Source organism: Candidatus Ponderosibacter sp. Uisw_141_02 (assembly GCF_048087665.1).
Lineage (GTDB): Bacteria > Pseudomonadota > Alphaproteobacteria > Puniceispirillales > Puniceispirillaceae > UBA3439.
The window spans coordinates 807,281-826,396 of record NZ_CP159807.1 but is presented as its reverse complement, the minus strand read 5'-3'; the positions used below and the strand labels follow the sequence as shown (position 1 = coordinate 826,396).

23 protein-coding genes and 1 tRNA gene are annotated in these 19,116 nt (G+C 49.5%); 6 read left to right on the top strand and 18 right to left on the bottom strand.

Annotated elements, in window-relative coordinates; all coding sequences use genetic code 11:
• Window positions 1–33: 33 nt before the first annotated feature.
• The 9 genes from ABXT40_RS04225 to rpmF form a co-directional block, all read right to left on the bottom strand.
• Entirely contained in the window at window positions 34–390 is a 357-nt protein-coding gene (locus ABXT40_RS04225; protein ID WP_443646589.1) for a HesB/IscA family protein, read from the bottom strand.
• 43 nt (window positions 391–433) lie between these two features.
• Window positions 434–892, bottom strand: coding sequence for a DUF59 domain-containing protein (locus tag ABXT40_RS04220; protein ID WP_443646588.1), 459 nt, complete (start codon window positions 890–892; stop codon window positions 434–436).
• Between the two features lie 10 nt (window positions 893–902).
• Entirely contained in the window at window positions 903–2,168 is a 1,266-nt protein-coding gene (locus ABXT40_RS04215) for a cysteine desulfurase (RefSeq protein WP_443646587.1), read from the bottom strand.
• Window positions 2,168–3,418, bottom strand: a complete 1,251-nt coding sequence (gene sufD / locus ABXT40_RS04210) for a Fe-S cluster assembly protein SufD (RefSeq protein WP_443646586.1) — start codon at window positions 3,416–3,418, stop codon at window positions 2,168–2,170. Before sufD ends, ABXT40_RS04215 begins: the two co-directional genes overlap by 1 nt.
• Window positions 3,393–4,148 carry a Fe-S cluster assembly ATPase SufC gene (gene sufC / locus ABXT40_RS04205; RefSeq protein ID WP_443646585.1) on the bottom strand — a complete coding sequence of 252 codons (756 nt, stop codon included), beginning with the start codon at window positions 4,146–4,148 and terminating at the stop codon, window positions 3,393–3,395. Before sufC ends, sufD begins: the two co-directional genes overlap by 26 nt.
• Before the next feature lie 41 nt (window positions 4,149–4,189).
• On the bottom strand, window positions 4,190–5,644 hold the full coding sequence (sufB, locus tag ABXT40_RS04200; RefSeq protein WP_443646584.1) for a Fe-S cluster assembly protein SufB: 1,455 nt from the start codon (window positions 5,642–5,644) through the stop codon (window positions 4,190–4,192).
• A gap of 35 nt (window positions 5,645–5,679) precedes the next feature.
• On the bottom strand, window positions 5,680–6,150 hold the full coding sequence (locus ABXT40_RS04195) for an SUF system Fe-S cluster assembly regulator (protein ID WP_443646583.1): 471 nt from the start codon (window positions 6,148–6,150) through the stop codon (window positions 5,680–5,682).
• A gap of 267 nt (window positions 6,151–6,417) precedes the next feature.
• Window positions 6,418–6,747, bottom strand: a complete 330-nt coding sequence (gene hspQ / locus ABXT40_RS04190; RefSeq protein WP_443646582.1) for a heat shock protein HspQ — start codon at window positions 6,745–6,747, stop codon at window positions 6,418–6,420.
• Window positions 6,748–6,825: 78 nt separating this feature from the next.
• Complete coding sequence (gene rpmF, locus ABXT40_RS04185) at window positions 6,826–7,011, bottom strand: 50S ribosomal protein L32 (protein WP_443646581.1); 186 nt, start codon at window positions 7,009–7,011, stop codon at window positions 6,826–6,828.
• A gap of 583 nt (window positions 7,012–7,594) precedes the next feature.
• On the opposite strand from rpmF, the gene ABXT40_RS04180 reads away from it, so the two are divergent.
• Window positions 7,595–7,954, top strand: a complete 360-nt coding sequence (locus ABXT40_RS04180; protein WP_443646580.1) for a tetratricopeptide repeat protein — start codon at window positions 7,595–7,597, stop codon at window positions 7,952–7,954.
• 130 nt (window positions 7,955–8,084) lie between these two features.
• Window positions 8,085–8,519 (top strand): Hsp20 family protein, encoded by a 435-nt coding sequence (locus tag ABXT40_RS04175; RefSeq protein ID WP_443646579.1) that lies wholly within the window; start codon window positions 8,085–8,087, stop codon window positions 8,517–8,519.
• Between the two features lie 92 nt (window positions 8,520–8,611).
• Here the strand turns inward: ABXT40_RS04175 and ABXT40_RS04170 are convergent, their stop codons facing one another.
• From ABXT40_RS04170 to ald, 4 genes are all read right to left on the bottom strand, one after another.
• Complete coding sequence (locus ABXT40_RS04170; protein WP_443646578.1) at window positions 8,612–8,848, bottom strand: hypothetical protein; 237 nt, start codon at window positions 8,846–8,848, stop codon at window positions 8,612–8,614.
• Window positions 8,849–8,869: 21 nt separating this feature from the next.
• The gene (locus ABXT40_RS04165) at window positions 8,870–9,559 is read right to left on the bottom strand and encodes a hypothetical protein (RefSeq protein WP_443646577.1); all 690 of its coding nucleotides are present in this window, start codon (window positions 9,557–9,559) and stop codon (window positions 8,870–8,872) included.
• A 249-nt stretch (window positions 9,560–9,808) separates the two neighbouring features.
• Window positions 9,809–9,884 (bottom strand) — tRNA-Ala (locus ABXT40_RS04160).
• 343 nt (window positions 9,885–10,227) lie between these two features.
• Complete coding sequence (gene ald, locus ABXT40_RS04155; RefSeq protein WP_443646576.1) at window positions 10,228–11,322, bottom strand: alanine dehydrogenase; 1,095 nt, start codon at window positions 11,320–11,322, stop codon at window positions 10,228–10,230.
• 260 nt (window positions 11,323–11,582) lie between these two features.
• Here ald and ABXT40_RS04150 point away from each other — a divergent pair, with 260 nt between their 5' ends.
• Window positions 11,583–12,041: an Lrp/AsnC family transcriptional regulator gene (locus ABXT40_RS04150; protein ID WP_443646575.1), complete on the top strand. Its 459-nt coding sequence runs from the start codon at window positions 11,583–11,585 to the stop codon at window positions 12,039–12,041.
• Here ABXT40_RS04150 and ABXT40_RS04145 read toward each other — a convergent pair.
• Entirely contained in the window at window positions 12,038–13,519 is a 1,482-nt protein-coding gene (locus tag ABXT40_RS04145; protein ID WP_443646574.1) for a protein adenylyltransferase SelO family protein, read from the bottom strand. The two genes, ABXT40_RS04150 and ABXT40_RS04145, sit on opposite strands and share 4 nt — an antisense overlap.
• Window positions 13,520–13,656: 137 nt before the next feature.
• Here ABXT40_RS04145 and ABXT40_RS04140 point away from each other — a divergent pair, with 137 nt between their 5' ends.
• Window positions 13,657–14,790, top strand: coding sequence for an aromatic ring-hydroxylating oxygenase subunit alpha (locus ABXT40_RS04140; protein ID WP_443646573.1), 1,134 nt, complete (start codon window positions 13,657–13,659; stop codon window positions 14,788–14,790).
• Window positions 14,791–14,802: 12 nt separating this feature from the next.
• Here ABXT40_RS04140 and ABXT40_RS04135 read toward each other — a convergent pair whose 3' ends face one another.
• A complete protein-coding gene (locus ABXT40_RS04135) occupies window positions 14,803–15,519 on the bottom strand; it encodes a ParA family protein (RefSeq protein WP_443646572.1) in 717 nt (238 codons plus the stop codon).
• 281 nt (window positions 15,520–15,800) lie between these two features.
• Entirely contained in the window at window positions 15,801–16,286 is a 486-nt protein-coding gene (locus ABXT40_RS04130) for a hypothetical protein (protein WP_443646571.1), read from the bottom strand.
• Between the two features lie 326 nt (window positions 16,287–16,612).
• Between ABXT40_RS04130 and ABXT40_RS04125 the strand changes: the two genes are divergently transcribed.
• Both ABXT40_RS04125 and ABXT40_RS04120 read left to right on the top strand, forming a co-directional pair.
• On the top strand, window positions 16,613–17,188 hold the full coding sequence (locus tag ABXT40_RS04125) for an HD domain-containing protein (RefSeq protein WP_443646570.1): 576 nt from the start codon (window positions 16,613–16,615) through the stop codon (window positions 17,186–17,188).
• 57 nt (window positions 17,189–17,245) lie between these two features.
• Window positions 17,246–17,965, top strand: coding sequence for an SDR family NAD(P)-dependent oxidoreductase (locus ABXT40_RS04120; protein ID WP_443646569.1), 720 nt, complete (start codon window positions 17,246–17,248; stop codon window positions 17,963–17,965).
• A gap of 15 nt (window positions 17,966–17,980) precedes the next feature.
• Here the strand turns inward: ABXT40_RS04120 and ABXT40_RS04115 are convergent, their stop codons facing one another.
• Entirely contained in the window at window positions 17,981–18,313 is a 333-nt protein-coding gene (locus ABXT40_RS04115) for an AzlD domain-containing protein (protein WP_443646568.1), read from the bottom strand.
• 27 nt (window positions 18,314–18,340) lie between these two features.
• Window positions 18,341–19,087 carry an AzlC family ABC transporter permease gene (locus ABXT40_RS04110; RefSeq protein WP_443646567.1) on the bottom strand — a complete coding sequence of 249 codons (747 nt, stop codon included), beginning with the start codon at window positions 19,085–19,087 and terminating at the stop codon, window positions 18,341–18,343.
• Window positions 19,088–19,116 lie beyond the last annotated feature (29 nt).

The following is a 19,116-nucleotide window of genomic DNA, read 5'->3' as shown; positions in this document are numbered from 1 at the left end:
AGCTGCCTTACAATCGTTAAAACGCGCCAGGGTTTATGATGGTGTTGAAACCGAAAAGCTCTCACCACAGCCGCAGCGGGCAATTTCATTGGGATTACTAAAAACAAATTTGGCGGAAAATTTATCTTCCTGCCAATCCATTTGCGAGCCAATCAAAAACATCACGGCGGTTGGGTCAATAAATAAGGTCACACCGTCCTGTTCGATTTTATCTTCAAATGGCTTTTGCTCGGTGGCAAATTGAACATCATATTGCATGCCCGAACAGCCCGCCGTTTTCACCCCGACACGAAGACCAATTACATTATTATCAGCCCGCGCCATCAAACGGTGAACATGGCTAGTCGCAGCTTCGGTCAAGGTGACAATTGGTTTTGTTGGGTCAAACATGTTTTTAAAGCTCCAAATAGCCGGTCTTTCGCAAACCGCTCAATTAAAAATCCAAAGCAAGGCGCGCATCATCACTCATACGCTCGGGCGTCCAAGGCGGGCTCCAGACCAATTCGACCGAAACTTCGCCAACGCCGTCAACCGCAGCCAATGCCCGTGCTACCTGCCCTGGCATTTCACCAGCAACAGGGCAGCCAGGCGCTGTCAGTGACATGGTAACATAAACATCACCATTTTGCCGTCGTTCAACATCATAGATCAGACCAAGATCATAAATATTCACCGGAATTTCCGGATCATGAACCGATTTCAGCGCATCTTCAACGGCCACCGGATCAGCCTGTCCAGCCGGATTTTCAAGCGCAGCACCAGCCTTGGCAATATAGCCATTACTGGTATCGGGCAGAAAATCGGCAAGACCCGGACCATCAAGACCCGGACCGTCATTATCAAGACCAGCATCATCTGGCGCGACTGTTTTGGAATTGTGATCTTGTGTCATCACCCCGCCCCTATGTGAAAATCCGGTTCACTTTTTCCAGCGAAATTGCCAGAGCGTCAAATTCTTCACGCGTGGTGTAGATGCCGACCGATGCCCGCGCGGTTGATGGAAGATCATAGAAATCCATCAAAGGCTGGGCGCAATGATGGCCAGCACGAATGGCCACACCATCATTATCAATGATTGTTGAAATATCATGCGGGTGGGCGCAATCCATCGTAAAGGATACAACACCCGATTTTCCAACGGCCGTACCAATCAGGCGCAAGCCATCAACCGCGGAAAGCCGCTGATGCGCATAGCCCAGAATATCTTGTTCATGCGACCGAATGGCTTCCATACCAATCGATTGCACATAATCAACCGCCGCCCCAAGGGCGATGGTTTCGGCAATGGCCGGTGTTCCCGCCTCAAAACGATGCGGCGGCAAAGCATAGGTGGATTTTTCGATGGTCACGCGGTCAATCATATCGCCGCCGCCCAAAAATGGCGGTAATTCGGCCAGAATTTCAGCCTTGGCCCACAGAATACCAACACCATTCGGCCCATAGAGCTTATGTGCGGAAAAAACATAAAAATCAGCACCCAAGGCCTGAACATCAACAGGCATATGAACGACGCCCTGACAACCATCAACAACCATTAGCGCATTGGCGTCGTGTGCGATCTTGGCCATTTCAGTAACCGGAAATACGGTGCCAAGCACATTTGAGACATGCGGTACCGACACAATTTTGGTTCGGGCTGTGACCATGTCGGTAAAGGCCGTCATATTGAAACTGCCATCTTCATCAACCGGAAAGGCACGAAGAACCGCACCGGTCTTTTCGGCCACCATTTGCCACGGCACGATATTCGCGTGATGTTCGGCAATGCTGATCAAAATCTCGTCACCTGCCTTTAATCTTGGCAAGGCCCAGCATTGTGCAATCATGTTCAACGCCATTGTTGCACCAGCGGTCAGCACGATTTCATCACCTGATTTTGCGCCAATGAAATGCGCAACCTTGCCACGCACCGCCTCATAGGCATCGGTTGACGCCTCAGACAGGAAATGCAGGCCACGATGGACATTTGAATATGTATCGCAATAGGCCGAAACCAACGCATCAATCACCACTTTTGGTTTTTGCGCCGATGCCGCAGAATCAAGGTAAACCAATGGCTTGCCGTGAATTTTACGCGACAAGATTGGAAAATCAGACCGGATTTTTTCGATATCATATCCGCCAGTCATATTGGTAGTCATGCTGGTATCTGCGGCATTTGCATCCATTATTTATCTCCGGTTTCAGAACGGTTTGATGCCGTCATCCATGCGGTCGTCACCGGCCGCAACATGTCTGCCAATGCGGGATGGCTGATGCTGTCAATGGCATCATCGAGAAATGCCGAGATCAACATTCCACGCGCCGTTTCACGGTCAATACCGCGGCTTGTCAGATAGAAAAGCTGGGTTTCATCAAGTTCGCCAACCGTTGCCCCATGCGCGCACAAAACATCATCCGCATAGATTTCCAATTCGGGCTTGGCGTCGGCTTCGGCTTTGCGCGACAAAAGCAAGGCACGGCTCATTTGCTGGCCATCGGTCTTTTGTGCATCGGGTGCGACATGCACCTTGCCTTGAAACACACCACGCGCCGAATCATCAAGAACCCCGCGGATAATCTGGTTCGACAGACAATGCCCTTTGGCATGGTTCATATTGGTGGTGATATCATGGTGCTGATTTGCCCGACCAAGATAGATTGCCGATAAGGTGCAATCAGCATTTTCACCCGACAAGGTGATATGCGTTTCAAGGCGCGCCAATTGACCGCCAACGGAAATCTGGAACCCCTCGAAAACCGAACCTTCACCAAGCGTCAAGCCAGTTGCCGCCAGATGCGCGCTTTGTGCTGAGTCATGCTGTACCTTGGCATAATCAAGCCGCGCCTTGTCACCAACCTCGATTGCCATCAACGGTGCTGACAAACCAACAGCCGACTGATGCCACTCAGCCAGAACCGCCGACGCGCCTTCAGCAAGCTTGACCGACACAACCGGATGCGAAGACACCCCATTGTCATCACCGGTAAAGACCAAAATGATCGGCACATCAACCTTGCCCACAATCTCTAAATGCAGACCGGTTGTCATCACGGCCAGCGACAGGTCGCTAACCGGATGCGACGCTGGCACCGATGCGGCAAGCGCGGCAAGGGCCGTGTCATTCTCGCTTAAAAAGCTGGCGGTTACGCCATCGGGCAAAGCGGCAAGATTGGCAACATCCAAAACACCATTGCTAAAGGACAGGGTCACGGCATTTTCCGGCAAGTCAGCCGAAATGGCCACGGTTTCCGCCGCTGCAGCAGCCGAAGCTGGATGAAGGTCCATTTTTTCAAGGCTTGCCAAGCGGGTAAACCGCCATTGTTCGACCCGGCTATGTGGCCAGCCTGTTTCCTGCCAGCGTGTTAACGCCCCTGCACGAACGCCGGTCAATCCCGCAAGCTGGTCCAAATTAGGCTGCATCGTCGATGCCGACATAACCCGACTCCTCTACTTCAAGTGCGAGTTCTTTACCGCCAGTGCGGCGGATTTTGCCACCGGCCAAAATATGAACATAGTCAGGCACAATATGGTTTAGCAAACGCTGGTAATGAGTGATCACAAGCATGCTTCGGGCTGGATCACGCAATAGATTCACGCCGTCAGAGACAATTTTCAATGCGTCAACATCAAGCCCTGAATCGGTTTCATCAAGAACCGAAAGAACCGGCTCGAGAAGTGCCATTTGCAAAATCTCATAGCGTTTCTTCTCGCCACCAGAAAAGCCGACATTCACCGCCCGCTTTAGCATATCATCATTGATGCTTAGATGTTTTGCTTTGGCGCGAACCAGCTTTACAAATTCCAGCTGGTCGATTTCATCTTTGCCAGCTTCAATCCGGCGGGCATTAACCGCGGCGCGCAAAAAGCTCATGCCGCCAACACCCGGTAATTCTACCGGATATTGAAAGGCCAGAAACATGCCGGCACGGGCGCGTTCATCTGATTCCATTTCCAGCATGGAAACGCCATTCATCAGAATGTCACCGCCAGTGACCTCATAGCCGTCACGGCCAGCAAGCACATAAGACATGGTGCTTTTGCCCGATCCATTCGGCCCCATGATGGCGTGAATTTCACCAGCATTGATCGTTAAGTTGATGCCTTTCAGGATTGGTGTATCACCAACCGAGGCGTGGAGGTCTCTAATTTCAAGTAAAGGTGCCATAAGTCTTTTCCAATTATATCTAGTTATTTTCTGGTTTGGTTTTAGCCAACCGAACCTTCAAGGCTGATGCCAATAAGCTTTTGGGCTTCCACCGCAAATTCCATTGGCAGTTCTTTCATCACTTCCTTGCAAAATCCATTGACGATCAGCGACACCGAATCTTCAGTTGAGATGCCGCGTTGCTGACAATAGAAAAGCTGGTCTTCGGAAATGCGCGAGGTGGTGGCCTCATGTTCAATTTTGGCGCTTGGGTTGCGCGAAACGATATAGGGAACCGTATGCGCCCCACATTTATCGCCAACAAGAAGCGAGTCACATTGGGTGAAATTACGCGCATTTTCAGCGCCAGGCTGAATGCGAACAAGACCGCGATAGCAATTTTGCGACCGGCCCGCCGAAATACCTTTCGAAATAATCGTTGACCGGCTGCCTTCGCCAATATGAATCATTTTGGTGCCAGTATCGGCCTGCTGGAGATTATTGGTCAGCGCAACCGAATAAAACTCGCCAACCGAATCCTTCCCTTGCAGAATACAAGATGGATATTTCCAAGTGATCGCTGATCCGGTTTCAACCTGTGTCCATGAGATTTTGGACCGGTCACCACGGCATGCACCGCGCTTGGTCACAAAATTATAAATACCGCCACGGCCGTTTTCATCACCCGGATACCAGTTCTGTACGGTTGAATATTTGATTTCGGCATCATCCATCGCCACCAGTTCGACAACGGCGGCATGAAGCTGGTTTTCATCGCGTTGCGGTGCCGTACAACCTTCGAGATAGCTGACATAGGCTTCATCTTCGGCAATGATCAAAGTCCGTTCAAACTGGCCTGTATTGGCCTCGTTGATGCGGAAATAGGTCGATAATTCCATCGGGCAGCGAACCCCCTTTGGAATATAGACGAATGATCCGTCGGTAAAGACGGCCGAATTCAAAGCCGAGAAATAATTATCGGCAACCGGCACAACCGAACCGATATATTTCTTCACCAGATCAGGATAGTCACGAATAGCCTCGGAGATCGGGCAGAAAATCACCCCGACCTTGGCCAATTCACCGCGGAATGTCGTGGCAACCGACACTGAGTCAAAAACCGCATCAACCGCAACAACACCAGCAAGAATTTTTTGCTCATCAAGCGGAATGCCAAGCTTGGCATAGGTTTTAAGCAATTCCGGATCAACTTCATCCAGTGACGCCGGCCCCTCACCACTTTTTGGTGCCGCATAATAATGGATATCCTGATAATCAATCGGCTCGATATCCAGCTTGGCCCAATCAGGTGTTTCCATCTTTTGCCATGTCGCAAACGCTTTCAAGCGCCAATCAAGCATCCATTGTGGTTCGTCCTTCTTGGCAGAGATGAACCGAATAATATCCTCGTTCAGGCCTTTGGGTGCCTTGTCCGATTCAATATCAGTCACAAACCCGTATTTATATTTACCGGTTGCTTCTTCAAGCGTGTCGATGGTTTCTTGCGTTGCGACCATAAGGCTGGTTCCTTTTTATAGTAACGTTATGCCGACTATTGTCGGGACAACTGACTGTCGTCTTCGGTTATTGGCGGTGATACCGGCAAGGGAAACAATTGTGCCGGATCAGTTAAATCTTCAAGGCTGACATCATTCAAGGCATTGCGAATGGCAAGATTGACATGGTTCCAATGACTGCTCATGAAACAGCAATTGCTAACCGCGCATGGATCTTGCGCTCCATCGACGCAATCAGTCACCGCAATCGGGCCTTCCATTGCTTCGACAATATCAACAAGCGAGATCGCCGCCGGTGCTTTTGTCAATCTATAGCCCCCACGCACCCCGCGCTGGGTTTCAACCAAATCGGCGGCCAACAGGATTTTCGAAACTTTCGCCACGGTTGGTTGGGCCAATCCGGTTAATTCAGCCAGATGCGCCGTAGCCAAAACATCGCCATGCCGATGCGCAAGCGCGCCAAGCACAACAATGGCATAATCGGTCATCCGGTTTAAGCGAAGCATATTAGCCTGTCTATCCTATCAAGCCGGTCAATTCAAAAAGCGGAAAACCCTTTCAAAACCGGCGTTTTGCGAATGATTATCATAATCAAGACCAATTTAGTCCTGATTACCAGTAGATAGACTGATCAGCCCATTTTTTCAAGGCAACGGGCGGCAGTTTTTTAAAAAAAAGCAGAATTTCCAATAAAAACCGGCAAATTGCCGGTTGGGAGAAAATCAACAAACGAAATGCCTGCCAATGGGGCAGATTGCCGCAATGGCAAAAGCCTAGTTAAATGCCTCGGGGTGAAGCACATAGCGCTCGCCATCAAGCCCGTCAAACATATCGTCGACGTCAGGATGGCTTACCGGGCCATTTTCGCCATCGGGAAGCAAATTCTGCTGACTGACATAGGCTGTGTAATAGCTGTCCGAATTTTCCGCGAGAAGATGATAGAAGGGCTGTTCTTTATTGGGGCGCACTTCGGCAGGAATGGCTTCATACCATTCATCGGTATTGTCAAATTCTGGATCAACATCAACAACGACGCCACGGAACGGATAGACGCGATGACGTACAATCGCTCCAATACCAAATTTTGCGTTTTTATCGTTCATAAAGTGATGATGCCTGTCAGCGGTGCCAGAGTGAAAGCCAGAATTAAGCGCGCCCTGCTCAGCAAGACGCAGCTGTAACTAGATACGCTCTTTAACTTTAAGGACTTGCTTGCCGCGATACATACCAGTTTTAAGATCGATATGATGCGGGCGATGCAATTCACCGGTGACCTTATCTTCAACATAGGCATCAGAAGACAATGCGTCGTGTGCCCGCCGCATATTGCGCTTGGACTTGGTGATCTTACTCTTTGGAACAGCCATTTTCTTGCTCTTTCTAATGACCTGGCGGTGCTGATGGGCCAGCGCTGCGCCAGATTTTGCGACCGATCGATTTGGTGATCGTTTCAACCGCTGATAATTGATGCCTGATGCGTAGCGGCTGACAAACTCACGCCGTCTACAAACCGGAGTGTGGTTTAGGCGAAACACCAAAGATTGTCAAGAGATGGAACAGCAAAAGCATGATGTCAATTTCTGTCAAAAAAACGTGCTGCATTAACAGTTTCTAAATTATTTATCTCTATTGTTGAAAGCAAGGGAGAGGTTCACCTGCCGGTCGGCGATGCTGTCGCCCCACTGGCTTGTTCAAGGAGGCGTTTCAAATGCCTTATCTAATTTCAATCCTTAGCCAGTTCGAGATCCCCTTAGCCAGTTCGAGACCCGTTACAAAATGGTGTTGATTTTGACGCTTGGCTTCATCATGCTTGTGCTTGGAAGTCCAAGTAAGCTTCATGCCGACGAGCATCACAAAGCGCAGATTCAATATATGATCGGCCTCAAGCTGTCAAAAGATCAAAGCCAAAATGCTGCATCCAATCATGCCAAAGCTAATATCTGATTTACCATGGCCGCCTTTGAAGGGCATGAAGCGGCATTGTTTCATCTCGGGGTTTCCTATGAAAATGGCCGTGGCGTGCAGAAGGGTTTACGGCTGGCAGCGCATTTTTACCGTCTGGCCGCCGCACGGCATCATGTCGCCGCGCAATATAATCTGGCGGTAATGACGGCACATGGAAAAGGCGTCAAACGCGATCTGGAAAAAGCTCTCGCCCTAATTTTGATTGCCAAACAAAATACCGACCTTAACCCCAATGTCCGATTGCGGCTAAATCAGTTTCAAACCGCTGTTGAGACAATGCTGAGCAATGCCCAAATCAACCGCACCGAATGGCAGGTGGTAAAATTATTTGGCACGCGCATCTAGCGGGGCTTGAAATCAAATTTGCAATCCCTAAATCAAACAGGTGACGCCGTTACGGGTCACGATTTGTTCCAAAGCTGCTGTCTTGCTGAACAGGAGATGGCAGATAACTCGCTTTTAAAAGGAGATGAATATGACGTTTTTTAGCACCCCTATGGCACGCCAGTTTGTTGGCTTTGACTCACTGTTTGACGAGTTAAACTCGCTGGCAGACCGTAAAGAATCAAACTATCCGGCCTATAATATTGCCAAAGATGATGATGAGCATTACCGGATCGAACTGGCACTTGCCGGGTTCAGCAGTGATGAAATCACCATCCAGACCGAAAAGGGCATTTTGACAATCGAGGCCAATAAAGCCGAAGAGCGCGGCAATTATATCCATCAGGGCATTGCCAAGCGCGGATTTTCCAAGATGTTCCGGCTCGCCGAATATATGAAGGTCGATGACGCCCAATTTGTCGATGGCATTTTGACGGTGTTTTTACATCGCGAAGTGCCCGAAGCCGACCGGCCACAGCAGATTAGCATCAATGCCAACCCAAAAAAGCTGGTCAAGGCTGCCTAGCGGCTCGAAACCGACCTTAAACCACCCAAACAACAAAAGCGGGCCATAAATGGCCCGCTTTTTCGTCGTGATAATCCATGGCCTTTAGCGTGTCACTTTCCCATCAGGCTGCGAAAGGCGCTTTGAAACCGGTCTTTGTCCACATGATGCGCGGTTTTGACGGTTGCAAGCTTGTCATCAACGGTTTGATCGGCTGTCGCAAGAAGGTTTTTAATCGCTTTTTGAAGTTGGTCTTTTTCAACCGCTGGCGCTGATTGCGGTTCTGGCGTACCACGCTTTGTGGCCGTCACCGCAACCGATGCGGCAGGGTCAGCGCGGTCACCGGTCACAATATGTCACATATCATCATGTCACTCATCATCTTCAGTGACTTTTGGCACAAGCAGTTCCTGCCAAACATCTTTATAGGCGCGGTCATTGATACGCTTATAGAGCGCCTCTTCATCCGGCCCATCAAAGGTCAAACCGCCACCGATCAATTGTTTGCGCCTAATCAGGCCAAGAACACCCGCATGTTGGCTCGCCTGAATTATCAAATCATCCAGTTGCAATGTCGCTGTCTTCGACTCTTTTGGCTCAATATATTCAGCTTTAATTGCTGCTTGAACTCGTTGTAAAGCGTCTGATTTGATCGATGCAAGCTTTGAAAGCGATGATTTGGTGACCCGTTTGATCTCATTTTCCAGATCATCTTCTTGCTGTACGGTTAGCCGCGGCTTGACCACTTTTAACTCACGCTGTGAACTAGTGTCGATATTGATAAATTTATTTTCTTTCAAAACGGCCACAGCACCACTAATGGCGATCGGGTTATGAACAATTACTTTAAAAGTCCCAGCCATCGGGTCGGGGCCGAGATCAACTTCGACAAAATCGCGTAAACGGCGTTTTTTCCCCTCAACTTCGATATCGGCGCGCCGGAAAAGATTGAGAACGGCAAGTGCTGAGCCAACCTCATTAAGACGCAAAACCAATCCGTCTAACTCAATAGCCATTCGTTCTTTTGCGGCCATTGAATAGGAGTCTTCAGACTTTTTCATATCCAGTTGCATGGCGACCTCCCATAGTTTGACAATGTTGAACCTAAAGCACTAAAGACAGTGTACCAATAAATGGAATAATTGAAAGCGTCGTGGGAGGGTAATTATTTTTAATGATTTCGACGACTATGTTGGCGCACCTTTCAATTGCTGACCGCTCAAAAAGACGGTGCAGACACCAAGCACACAAAAACCACCAGCCATAATGTGGCAGGCGGATACTTAATCTAGGTGTGATTTGAGGGAATTTGGTGGAGCCAGACGGGATCGAACCGACGACCTCCTGCTTGCAAAGCAGGCGCTCTCCCAGCTGAGCTATGGCCCCTAAATCTGCACGGGTTTTGTACATGCGCGATCCGGCAACGCGCCAGAACAGGCCGCTTTATCTGCCAATGTGCGACGCTGGTCAACCCTTTTTTACCTATATTGACGGTTTTTTCTGCTGCCGGTTAATTATCTGGCAAAAACCATGCTGATTCAGACCAATTACGGCGCGACTACCGCTGGCAAATCTCACCTGCTCACGTGCCAACGTCATTACCGGCAGAGCCAAAGCTGGATCATTGACAAAATTTATGAATGACTGGTCAGGGACCATTTTTTACAAAAAGGGGCGGCAAAGCGCCGCCCGTTATCATGCGTTTCATTTCATATTTGACGTGTTGCCGCTAGGCAGACAGTTCTTCACCAATCGCATCCAGAACCGCCGGATAGACAATCTTGCCACCAGCCACATTCAAACCATTTGCCAGATGCGGATTGTCATCAAGCGCGGCAACACCATTGTCAGCCAATGCTAGCACATGCGGCAAGGTTGCGTTGTTTAGGGCTTCGGATGAAGTGCGCGGCACTGAACCTGGCATATTAGCAACGCAATAATGAACGATACCATCAACCATATAGGTTGGCTCATCATGCGTTGTGGCGCGTGATGTCTCAAAACAACCACCTTGGTCAATCGCCACATCGACAAGAACCGCGCCTTGACGCATCGTTGCCAATTGCGCGCGTGAAATCAGCTTTGGCGCAGCTGCACCCGGGATCAACACAGCACCGATAACCATATCGGCAGATTTAATGGCTTCGGCAATCACCGCATTGCTTGAATAGCGCGTTGTGATGCTATTGCCGAAAATATCGGACAAATAACGAAGCCGCGGCACTGACCGGTCAAAAACCGTGACGCGCGCGCCAAGACCAACGGCCATTTTCGCTGCATTCACCCCGACAACACCGCCGCCAATCACCAAAACATCAGCCGGCGCGGTTCCCGGAACACCCGAAATCAGCACACCACGACCACCAGCATTGGCTTTGAGATGTGATGCCCCTTCGATAACGGCAAGCCTGCCAGCGACTTCGCTCATTGGCGCCAGCAAAGGCAAACCACCCTGATCATCGGTGATGGTCTCATAGGCAATGGCGGTACAACCCGATTTGGCAAGGCCATATGCCTGCGGTGCATCAGCTGCAAGATGAAGATAGGTAAATAGAATCTGGTTTGGTGATAGCTGCACCCATTCATCGGGCTGCGGCTCTTTGACTTTGACGATCATATCTGCCTTGGCAAAAACATCACCAGCCGTTGCCGCAATGTCAGCACCAGCCGCACGATATTCATCATCACTGGCACCAATGCCAATGCCAGCATTGGTTTCAACAAGAACCTGATGGCCACGATGCACAAGCTCGGCAACCAAACTTGGCACAAGCCCAACCCGAAATTCCCGCGTCTTAATTTCTTTTGGAACACCTACAAGCATTTTAATTCTCCCCGTAATGCGAAATAGCTCTGTCACTGCCCCAATCGAGCCAGTCCGCATCGTCACAAACACCCCTGAAACCGTTACGCCATGGCAGCAGGCCCAACTTCCAGATATATGACGGCATATTATGCGAAACATAAGGGTATTTCATTGCTTTATCTTGTTAATAATCCAGTAATTTTCACATTTTATTTGAATTTTTATCGAAACAGCGCAATATTATTCACATATTAATCTTAGGGTAAGAGAGAGGCATCATGGATCGGATTGATCGGTCGATTTTAACGGCATTGCAGGATAATGCGCGGATTTCGAATGTTGATCTTGCCGCGCATGTTGGCCTGTCACCATCGGCCTGTTTGCGACGCGTTGCCCTGCTTGAGCAGAATGGGGTCATTAACGGCTATCACGCCGATTTGAACGCTGCCAAAATGGGGCATGATGTGCTTGTTCTGCTGCATATCACCCTGCATGGCCAATCAGCCGAAATGATGGCCGAATTTGAAGCCGCTGTTGCCAATATCCCGCAGGTTTTAGCCTGTTTTCTGATCGCAGGCGAAAATGACTATATTTTGCGCGTCGCAGCGCGTGATGTGAATGATTTCGGCCGCGTCCATTCAACCTATCTGTCGTCCCTGCCCCATGTTTTACGCATGGAAAGTAGCTTTGTACTTCGCGAAGTGATGAATCGCGGCATAACGCCAAGCCAGATTTAGGCTTTAGTCCCGCCAATAATGCTTGGCATTGGCACCGCCAAATCACCACCATAGGCATAGCGCATCTGATGAATGGCGGTAATTTTATCGGATAGTAATGACCAATCATCACTTGCCGCAATTGGTGCCCAAATGGCTTCAACCTCATCAATTGTCATCGACACGGCTTTTGCCGATTGGAAATGCGGATGGTCAAGCGCAGTTGGATTTCGCGGCTTTGCCGCCTGCAAGGTCTCAAGAACTGGCCTCCAGCAATCATCATCATAGCCATCAACCCGCGCTTTACCGCCATAAAGATCGTGAAACATCTGATCAAAACCGCACTGGCTTTGTTTTGCGGCACCAAAGATATCACGCGCCAGCGCCGCGTCACGCACCGGATCGTCTTCGTCAAAAACAACACCCAAACGCCATTGCATCTGTTTCGCCAGCCGCGCCTCCAGAAGTGGATAAAAAGTGGCAAGCCTGTCTTCAAGGTCTTTTTGCGGCACCAGCTTCACAAAACAATCAGCAAGCCGGCACACCGCCCAAAGTGCCGCATCTGATTGCCGCCCATAGGCATAGCGACCGGCCTGGTCAAAATAGGCCGCAGTCAGCCCCAGCTCAAAGCTTGGTAAAAATCTCCATGGCCCGTAATCAAAGCTTTCACCAGTTATGTTGAAATTATCCGTGTTCAAAACACCATGCACAAATCCGGCAGCCAGCCAGCGGCCAGCCGTATCGGCAATGGCAGCGGCAACATGACTTAGCAGCGCGGGCAAAAGCTCGCTCAAAGGCGCATCGGCATCAAGTCGGTCACTATCTTTGTGCAGTCCGGTTTGGGTCGCCCCGCCAAAATAATGCCGCGCCACATGCCGCGCCAGCATTTCAATAGCATCCATATCATCCATATAGGCAAGCCGTTGAAAACTGCCGATGCGGATATGACTATGCGACAGGCGCACCAGAACAGCCGAGCGCGTTGGCGATGGCTCATCATTGCGCTCAAGCTGTTCACCCGTTTCAATCACCGAAAAGCTTTGTGAAGTCGTAACATCAAGCGCAGTCAACATTTCGGTTGCCAAAATTTCGCGAACCGCCCCTTTCAGCGTTAGCCGGCCATCGGCAGATCGTGAAAACGGCGTTGTTCCCGACCCTTTGGTGCCAAGATCCATTAACCGGTTTTGGTGGTCTCGCATCTGGGCATACAAAAACCCCCGCCCATCACCCAGATCAGGATTATAATGGCCAAATTGATGACCATGATAGCAAAGCGCCAACGGCGCGGGAAAACTGCCATTCAAGGGCTGAAAATGGCCAAAATGCCGAACCCATGACGCGCCATCTAAATCATCTAGCCCAACGCTTTTGGCCGCCGCATGATTGCGATAACGCAGCTGATGTTGGGGGAATTGCGCTGCCTCAACCTGCCGGTAAAACCGCTGATCCAATTGTTGATGGATGATTTCAGGACGAAACAAGATCGGCGCGGAAGACATTCAGTTCACTTTCCATAGTTTAAACGCGACGCCAAATGCCGCAGTCAAGACAGACAGGAAATCCTTTATGAGTGGAAACAGGATAGTAATGCAATATTTATCGCCTTATCGGCCTTGTCAGGTTGAGGAGACCAAAAATGCTTGATCTTACCAAAGTAAAAGCACCAATTGAAACGGCCAATGGCCTGCCGAATGGTTGCTATGTTGACGCTGATCTGTATCAGCATGAACAAAACACTTTATTCCGCGACAATTGGGCGGCAATCGGCTTTGGCAAAGATGTGCCAAAATCGGGCTCCGTGAAACCAATTGAATTTGCAGGTTTACCGCTGTTGTTGGTGCGTAATCAGGATAATGAAATCAAAGTCTTTGAAAATGTTTGCCGTCATCGTGGTATGATTTTGGTCAGCGAGGCACAACAGCTTCGCGGGCCAATCACCTGCCCCTATCACGCGTGGGCTTATGATTTAAACGGCCAACTTCGCAAAACCCCGCATATTGGCGGGCCGGATGTGCATGAGCATGATACCGTCAATCATTGCGATTATCCGCTGAACGAGGTGCGCTCGCACCAATGGCGCGATATTGTTTTCGTGAATATTGGCGGACAGGCCGCGCCATTCGAGACCTATGCAAACGATTTGATTGCGCGCTGGCAGGAATTTGATCAGCCCGTCTATCATAGCGGGCCAGATTCATCCTTCAGCCTGACGGTCAATTGCAATTGGAAACTTGCGGTCGAAAATTACTGTGAGGCCTATCATCTGCCCTTTATCCATCCGGGGCTAAACAGCTATTCACGGCTTGAGGATCATTATAATATCATGCCGGTTCCCGCCTATGCCGGTCAGGGTTCAACCGTTTATGCACCGCAAATCAGCGATGATGGCCGCGCCTTTCCAAATTTTGACGGCCTGTCGCAACAATGGTCATCAGGTGCGGAATATGTTGCACTATTTCCAAATCTGCTTTTTGGCGTTCATCGCGACCATTGCTATGGCATTATTTTGGTGCCTGATGGGCCAAATCGCACCATCGAGCATGTTGAGATCTATTACGCGCAAGACGCGGCAACAAAGCCGGCCTTTGCCGATATGCGTGCCACCAATACCGCCATGTGGCGTGATATTTTTGTCGAAGATGTGTTTGTTGTGGAAGGCATGCAAAAAGGCCGTCATTCCAGCAAATATGATGGCGGCAAATTCTCGGCGGTGATGGATGCGCCAACGCATCATTTTCATAAATGGGTTGCCACGGCGTTATGCGGGTAAATCAAAGCGGCGTTAATTGGCCGTTTCGGCATAGATCCGGTCAAGCTCGCCGCTGATAACATATTCAACCAGAAATTCGCCAAGCCGTTCAATTTCGCGGTGAAACCGCGTGCCTTCGATACCGTCAAGGCCAGAAAAACCTGGTGTGGCGTTTCGTGCTGCTGATAATTCAGAGAGGGGCGGCGCCAGAATAGCATTGACTTCGGATAACGCATCGCTGATTGGCTGGAAATTACGCTGATGCGGCGACACCCGGTTGGGGACAACAACAACATGCGGCGTGACTGATCGCAAATCGGCCTTTCGCTCATCAATTTCCTTGATAAAATCAATCGTTGGCCTCAAATCAGCCCACGACATTGAGGTTGGCACCAAAAGCGTGTTGCATAAAAAAGCCAATTGCCAAAAATTACCAAGCTTGCCAGCTCCGGTATCAACGACTGCCATATTTTCATTTTGCGCAAGCAAGCGACGAAGCACGCCGTCAAGCGTGGACATATTGACGCCATCGTAACGGTCACCAACTGGCAAAAATCGTACGTCACCACTCTTGCTTTTTGGTTCCATCAGCTCAAATGAAGTACCTTGCGGGTCAGTATCAATCAACGTCACCGACTGACGTTTAAATCGGCGGCGCAAATATTCTGTCAGGTAAACGCTAAGCGTGCTTTTCCCAACACCCCCTTTGATATTCCCAACAAAGATTGCTTTGGCGATTTGCGGTGCCATTTCACTCATTTCTCACTTACAGTCAGGTGAACGCTGATCTAATCATCAAGTTCAGAAACGCTGTCACAATTTATTGGATTATGCAAAGGGTTAACGGCGAGTGACAAATTTCTGTTATTGAGCAGTCTAAGCAAGCTCAATGCCAAACCTTACCAATTATCGATTGCCAACCGTTTTTATTTTCCACAAAACAGGTGATGAAGTGGTTTTACTCGAACGACAAAATCAATTGCTACTTTAATAACGAGCGCGTTGTGGCAAGGAAAATTCGATAAGGTTACTTATGATCGATCCGTTTGGCTTCTTAATGCTTTTGCTTTCCCGTAAAGACGGCGCGTTTCGACCACATAGACATCTTTTAAGATATGACCATCAGCAAATAGCTGTTTAACAGCAAGCATTTCCTGCTCGATTGCTGACAACGCTAGATCGTCGTCGCATTGCACTGTTTCTTCACCCGTGCGTTTAAAAAACTGGAACCCGTCTTTGGATAAGGCCTCTGACGAATGGCTGTCACCAAGGTTAACTGGATCATCGCTTAAATTCGAGCCAAGTTTTGTTTGCTTGTCTAACAGAGCCTGGACAACACGAAGTGAAATCCAAAGACAAATGAAACTAACAACAAGAGCTAGGCCAGCTAGAACAAAGCGGCCATTTGGATTCGCCAGCAAAACGCTAAGAAAAGGAAAATCAACAAAGATTTGCGAAGGAATCCACAGCAAAAGCTGATCTATGAGTGTTTCAATTATTTGTTGCAATTCTGTCATGTTAGTTTTTTGCTCAACTAAAAAGTCAACACCATTACGACGACACCTTGGCAATAGATACATTCTAAACTAGGGTTTGGAAACAGCTAACGGTTGCAATGATTAATAAACTTTCAAAGACCTTTCGGCTGTCCGGCAACCCCGGTGACTATATTTTATCAACCAAGCTTGATCAGAGACCATTCACAACAAGAGGCACTATCATAATTATACCAGCCCATCTTTGCCGCAAATCATACATTCTTATAGCCTTAAATGGTTGATTCAAAATGGCAAAACACCCGATGGTGCAGCTATGATATCAATCAATTTGGAGGAGCAAAACCATGCAACATGTCAGCTTTATCCGCATGGACGAAGGCACCGCGGAAGATTATGCCTTTTTGAATGCACTCGAAGATGAATTTGCTGTGGCTTTGCCCGACCGTTTGCTTGCTGCCCTTACCAGCCTTGAGGGCTCGCTTACCGGTTATCAGATCAACCGGCTTGAACATTCATTGCAATCTGCGACGCGTGCCGAGGCTGATGGGGCTGATATCGAGCTGATTGTTAGCGCATTGATTCACGATCTTGGTGATGATCTGGCACCGCTTAACCATTCCCAGCTCGCCGCCGCAATCATTCGCCCCTATGTTCGTGCCGAAGTCGCATGGATTATCGAACATCATGGCGTTTTCCAGATGTATTATTATGGCGATGCGATGGGCGTTGATAAAAACGCCCGTGATATTTACCGCGACCATGTCTGGTTTGGTAGCTGCGAGCGATTTTGCCGTGATTGGGATCAGATGGCCTTTGATCCCAATTACCCAACCAAGCCATTGGCGCATTTTGAACCAATGCTTCGCGAAATCTTTACCCGTCCGCCTTTTGATCCGGCGATTATCAATCCGGCCGGCTAGCCAGCATCTGCAAAAAGCAATTCATCTTTTCACCATTTAGCGATAAGGGCCTAACCCATGTCAAAAACCCTGTTGATCACTGGTGCCAATCGCGGCATCGGCTTTGAAATGACAAAACAGGCAGCCGAACGCGGCGATCAGGTCATTGCCTGCGCCCGAAATATTATGGAGGCCCCTGATTTGGTTGCGCTTGCCCGTGACAATCCGGCAATCAGCCTTCTTGGGCTTGATGTAACCGCCGAGGCTGATATGAAACAAATCGCCGCTGGTATGACCCGCAAAATCGACATTCTGGTTTGTAATGCGGGGGTGCTTAATGGCTATGGCGGCCTTGAAGATCCGGCACATCACAGCCGCGCCATTGAGTCGGTTCTGATGACCAATATTGCCGGTGTATTTTTCACCACACGATCATTTTTACCGCATTTGCTGGAACCCGCTGATGGCGATAATCACCCATCTGGCATGACCGGTAAAATTGCGGTCATTTCGTCAATTATGGGCAGTCAGGAACGTGCCAGCAGCAATGCGCCTATCTATCGTGCCTCCAAAGCTGGCGCAACCAATATTGCCCGAACGCTTGCTGCTGAACTGGCACCGCGCGGGGTTGCTGTTGGTGCCTATCACCCGGGATGGGTGCGAACCGATATGGGCGGGGCTGCCGCCGATGTTGCGCCAGCGGATAGCGCGGCCGGACTTCTGGCACGTTTCGATGCGCTTGATCTTGCGACAACCGGCATTTACGAAAGCTATCGCGGCGAGCCATTGCCATTCTAATCGCTTTGGCGGTCGCTAAATAAGCTGAATCGCCACAGCAAATGCGCTAATGCCGCAAAGCAGCGAAAAGATCAGGCGCTTGCTAATGAACATTGCCAGCAATCCGCCACCTAGCCCAATCAGGCGGTGATCAAGGCCGGTGGTTGCCAATACGCCAGTTGGATGAACCAATATCAGCAATAAAACCGCCGAAACCATGGCATAGGCCATCGTGTTGACCCATCCCATCACCGGCCCATCAGCCGGAATGCGCGACGCCAGAACAACACCGGCAATCCGCCAGATGATCGTTCCAACAATGGCGCAAAATACCGCTGCCCAAGATTGGAAAAAACCATAATCTTCCATTAAATCACCTGCCGCATCATCATCACCCTATTGCACTGGATCGAGATGCCATTTGGCAATGAACCGGCTGTAAAGGCTGGCCAAACTGCCGCCAAGAATGCCAGCGATCAGAATGGCCCATTCACCGGAAAATGGAAAAAATACTGGGCTGAGAACCCCACCAATTAAGACGGCAAGCCGGTTCGCCTTTTGCCGCGCATTGATGATTAAAAGCAAAATATAAATTGGCGTGATAAAGATCACCACGCGCAAAATATCCGGAGGCAATAGATCACTTAAGAAGAACCCAAAGATCGTGCCAAGAATGCCAAAGGCAAAAATTGTCAGGGCAAAACCCTGATAATATGGCAATAAAAGATGTGAGGGGTATTTTTGCTGCGCCAGTCCTAAATTTGCCCATGCCGTAATTGCCAGAAACTGCATCCAGAAGATCCGTTTCCAAAGAGGCAAATCATGCGATTTCAGATGCATCATATCAGCCGCTGAAATGACCATCAGCAACATCCGCATATTCGCCAGCGATACCGCAACAAAAATGATAAATAAAGATGCGCCTGCCGAATAAAGGCTGGCAAAGGCCACCTGCCCAGGCATCCCCCAAACGCCAAGCGAGGTCACAAGCGCCATCCAGAAATCAAAACCAGATTCGCGGGCGATTGTGGAAAATCCGGCCATCGTAATGCCAAGCGCATAACAAGGCGCGCGCAACGCATCAATCGCGGCGTTACGGCGGGTCTGACTGGCATTTAGCGCGTAAAATTCAGGATTGGCCATGCGGTCTCATAATTGGGCGAGTGCCGAAT